This window comes from Streptomyces minutiscleroticus (genome assembly GCF_014650875.1).
GTDB lineage: Bacteria > Actinomycetota > Actinomycetes > Streptomycetales > Streptomycetaceae > Streptomyces > Streptomyces minutiscleroticus.
In genome coordinates this window covers 1-732 of sequence record NZ_BMVU01000229.1, presented here as the reverse complement: position 1 = coordinate 732, position 732 = coordinate 1, and the positions used below count along the sequence as shown (strand labels likewise).

Genomic DNA, 732 nt, shown 5'->3' with positions numbered 1-732 from the left:
AACCGTCCCTAATCCTTCAGCAGAATGCTCTTCACCACTTTTAGCTGCATTTAAGAGCAAGCCGGTTTCTTGATGGAAATATTGCATGCTTTCTTGTGCGTTCTCTAAGCCTTCTTTTAAGCTCGTGCAAAAAGTCTTAAACAAATCATTTTTATGGTATTCCCCCACACCCCCTGTTTTTTTGGCTAGTGAAAAATACTGCACGCCGTCAATATTTTGGCTTTTTAAAGAATAAGAAACCCCTTGTAAATTAACGCTCTCTGCATTTTCTTTAAAATGAACGCTTTGTTCTTCTAAATTGTTCAAGCCTGCAAGATTCCCACTCTTAAAAACGACTTTATTGTTTTTAATACCTACAAAACCTTCATGCAAGCACAAATTTAAAAGGCTTTGATAGAGATTGATTTCTTTTTTTAACTCCGTAATTTCAGAATCTTTTTGATGGATTTGAAGTTGCAACTGCTTATTCCCAAACATGGTGGCATTCCTTATTTAAATTTGAATCTTTTGAGATTATACCCAAAATTACCAAACATTTTAACCGCTCGTTAGTATTGTTGTTTCAAATACAATTCAGAAAATAAGCCCTGTTTCTTTATAAGGGTTTCAAAGTTGCCCTGTTCCACAAGTTTGCCTTTGTCTAACACAATAATTTCATTAGCCTGTCTGACACTACCCATGCGGTGCGTAATGATTAAAGCCATCTTAGATTGCGATTGTTTAAAAATAAAA

1 protein-coding gene and 1 pseudogene are annotated in these 732 nt (G+C 35.0%); both read right to left on the bottom strand.

Translation table 11 applies throughout. From position 1 onward, the window contains the following. Nucleotides 1–477 (bottom strand): annotated as a pseudogene (locus IE271_RS44500) (hypothetical protein); the annotation flags it as partial. A 71-nt stretch (nucleotides 478–548) separates the two neighbouring features. After that, nucleotides 549–732 (bottom strand): ABC transporter ATP-binding protein (locus IE271_RS44495; protein ID WP_190195514.1); only part of this gene is annotated, 184 nt, incomplete at its 5' end.